A 3,482-nucleotide genomic window follows, 5' to 3' on the forward strand; every position below is an offset into this window, starting at 1 on the left:
AGACGCCCCAGCCCGGCCTCGAGCCGGGACCGACCAGAAAGCTGCGCGTGGCCGCCGTCGGCGACCTGCATGTGGGCGAAAACCATGAGCGGCCGCACCGCGAACTGTTCGAGCGCGTGTCCGACGACGCCGACGTGCTGTGCCTGTGCGGCGACCTGACCAATTTCGGCAAGACGCGCGAGGTGGAGATCCTCCTGGAGGACATCCGCGCCTGCAAGATTCCCATGGTCGGGGTGCTGGGCAATCACGAGCACGAATGCGGCCAGCCCGAGCATGTGACCAAGATGCTATGCGATGCCGGGGTCCAGATGCTGACCGGCCAGGCCTTCGAGATCGAGGGCGTCGGCTTCGCGGGCGGCAAGGGCTTCGTCGGCGGCTTCGGCCGCTACATGCTGAGCCCCTTCGGCGAGGCGACGATCAAGAGTTTCGTGCAGGAGGCGGTCGAGGACGCCAACCAGATCGAGAACTCGATCCGCATGCTGCGCACCGAGCGCTCGGTGGTGCTGCTGCACTACGCCCCCGTCGTCGACACCGTGATGGGCGAGCCGCCCGAAATCCACGCCTTCCTCGGCTCCTCGCGTCTGGGCGAGACCATCGACCGCTATGACAACGTCAGCCTGGTCGTTCACGGCCACGCCCACCGCGGCGCGCCCGAGGGCCGGACCCACAAGGGCGTGCCGGTCTACAACGTGGCCCTGCCGGTGCTGCGAACGCTGGGGGATCAGCCCTATCGGGTGTTCCAGGTCTAGGGCTCAGCCCGGCTCATCGTCCTGCAGCGGCGCGTGGTGGACGACCTGCCGGCGCTCGACCGCATAGGCGACCAGCCACAGGGCCATGGCCCAGGCGGCGCCGGCGCACCAGCCGGCCAGCACGTCGGTGGCCCAGTGGGCGCCGAGGTAGACGCGGGTCAGGCCGATCAGCAGGGCGATCAGGATGGCGCTGCCCAGCACGAAGGCCTTGAATCGTTTCTGGGGGAAGGCCCGGGTCAGCATGACGCCCAGCGTCAGGTAGAAGACCGTCGACAGCAGGGCGTGGCCCGAGGGGAAGCTGGCGTTTAGCGTCTCAACCGCCTGATAGGCGGCGGGCGGGCGGGCGCGCTCGAACAGGGCCTTGAGGCCTTCACTCAGGGCCACGCCGCCGGCCAGGCCGACGACGAGCAGCAGGGCCGACAGCCGCTTGCGCTGGATCAGCAGGAAGCTGAAGGCGATCACCGCGAACAGGGTCAGGACGGAGATGCCGCCCAGGGACGTCAGGTCGGCCGCCGCCTCCTGGAGCCACCACGGCCCGCGCGGCTGTCCCGCGACCGGCTGGAGCCAGTGCAGCACCGCCTGGTCGAACATCTGGCCGTCCGCCTCGGTCATGTCGTCGGCGACCTCGACAAAGGTCATGACGCCTAGGGCGATGATCAGAAGCGCGCTCAAGGCGGCGATTTCGGTGCGGGCGATGCGCAGTGCGCGGCGCCAAAAAACGACTTGCTGTTCCCCGGTCATGGCCAAGCTAACGGTCCCGTTTGTGGGACGTTCCCCTCACGCGTTCGTGATTCAAATCGACAGCGCCTTGTCATGCCCGCGTCGCGGCCTGTCCACAGGCTCATCCCCCGCCTTGAAGCCGATTCGGATAGAAAGTGATCGTCAAGCCCGTTGACGGTTGGTTAGCCATCTGCGCCCCATATGTGGGCTTGGGGAGCGCTTCAGCCACTAGGTCTTGTGGTTCGGAGCGCGGGGATACCTCTTAGATTTTTGTTCAGGGCGACGATCAAATGGCTGGCGGCGAAGCGTTGAAGACGATGGAATTCCAGACGGTTGCGGACGCCGACGGCGAAGCCCGCCCGCATCTGTCGGTCGTTCCCTCGATCCAGATCGACCGTTCGCGGGATGATCTGCTCACGGACTTCGGCAAGAAGACCCTCGAGGACCGCTATCTTCTGGCCGGCGAGAGCTACCAGGACATGTTCGCCCGGGTCGCCACGGCCTTCTCGGACGACGCCGAGCACGCCCAGCGCGTCTACGACTATATGTCGAAGCTGTGGTTCATGCCGGCGACCCCGGTGCTGTCGAACGGCGGCGCGGATCGCGGCCTGCCGATCAGCTGCTTCCTGAACGCGGTCGGCGACTCGCTGGACGGCATCCAGAGCGTCTGGAACGAAAACGTGGCCCTGGCCTCGAACGGCGGCGGCATCGGCACCTACTGGGGCGGCGTCCGCTCCATCGGCGAGAAGGTCAAGGGCGCGGGCCAGACCTCGGGCATCATCCCCTTCATCCGTGTGATGGACTCGCTGACGCTGGCGATCTCGCAGGGCTCGCTGCGCCGCGGCTCGGCCGCCGTCTACCTGGACATCCACCACCCGGAGATCGAGGAGTTCCTCGAAATCCGCAAACCGTCGGGCGACTTCAACCGCAAGTCCCTGAACCTGCACCACGGCATCTCGATCACCGACGCCTTCATGGAGGCGGTTCGCGACGGCAAGACCTTCGACCTGCTGTCGCCCAAGAACAAGGAAGTGATGAAGACGGTCGATGCGCGCGCCCTGTGGCAGAAGATCCTCGAGATCCGCCTGCAGACCGGCGAGCCCTACCTGATCTTCTCCGACACGGTGAACCGGCAGATGCCGCAGCACCAGAAGGACCTGGGCCTGTCGGTCAAGCAGTCCAACCTGTGCGCCGAGATCATGCTGCACACCGGCCGCGACCACCTGGGCGTCGACCGCACCGCGGTCTGCTGCCTGTCCTCGGTCAATGCCGAGACTTTCCTGGAGTGGCGCGAAGAGCCCAAGTTCATCGAGGACGTGATGCGCTTCCTCGACAACGTGCTGGAAGACTTCATCCGCCGCGCCCCGCCCGCCATGGCCGCCGCCGTCTACTCGGCCAAGCGCGAGCGTTCGGTGGGCCTGGGCCTGATGGGCTTCCACTCCTTCCTGCAGGGCCAGGGCGTCGCCTTCGAAAGCGCCATGGCCAAGTCGTGGAACATGCGCCTGTTCAAGCACCTGCGCCGCGAGGCCGACAAGGCCAGCCGCCTGCTGGCCGAAGAGAAGGGCGCCTGCGAGGACGCCGCCGAGCGTGGCGTCATGGAGCGCTTCTCGCACAAGCTGGCCATCGCCCCGACCGCCTCGATCTCGATCATCTGCGGCGGCACCTCGGCCGGCATCGAGCCGATCCCGGCCAACATCTACACCCACAAGACCCTGTCGGGCTCGTTCGCGGTCAAGAACCCCTATCTGGAGCGCCTGCTCGACGAGAAGGGGATCAACACCGAGGCCGTCTGGAACTCGATCCTCGAACACGAGGGGTCGGTCCAGCATCTGGACGCCCTGAACGAGGACGAGAAGGGCATCTACAAGACCGCCTTCGAGCTGGACCAGCGTTGGGTGGTTGAACTGGCCGCCGACCGCGCGCCGGAAATCTGCCAGGCCCAGTCGCTGAACCTGTTCATCCCGGGCGACGTCAACAAATGGGATCTGCACATGTTGCACTGGTCCGCCTGGG

The 3,482-nt window shown here is 66.4% G+C and carries 3 protein-coding genes; 2 read left to right on the forward strand and 1 reads right to left on the reverse strand.

The window, feature by feature from the left end; all coding sequences use genetic code 11:
* Positions 1–749 (forward strand): metallophosphoesterase (locus tag Q0C81_RS17500; protein ID WP_291841000.1); only part of this gene is annotated, 749 nt, incomplete at its 5' end.
* 3 nt (positions 750–752) lie between these two features.
* On the opposite strand, the gene Q0C81_RS17505 is transcribed toward Q0C81_RS17500, so the two are convergent.
* Positions 753–1,421 (reverse strand): phosphatase PAP2 family protein, encoded by a 669-nt coding sequence (locus Q0C81_RS17505; RefSeq protein ID WP_367118037.1) that lies wholly within the window; start codon positions 1,419–1,421, stop codon positions 753–755.
* A 365-nt stretch (positions 1,422–1,786) separates the two neighbouring features.
* Here Q0C81_RS17505 and Q0C81_RS17510 point away from each other — a divergent pair.
* A partial coding sequence (locus Q0C81_RS17510; RefSeq protein WP_291841005.1) for a ribonucleoside-diphosphate reductase subunit alpha occupies positions 1,787–3,482 on the forward strand: 1,696 nt, incomplete at its 3' end.

The sequence above is a fragment of the Brevundimonas sp. genome (genome assembly GCF_023259385.1).
In the GTDB taxonomy this organism is placed as follows: domain Bacteria; phylum Pseudomonadota; class Alphaproteobacteria; order Caulobacterales; family Caulobacteraceae; genus Brevundimonas.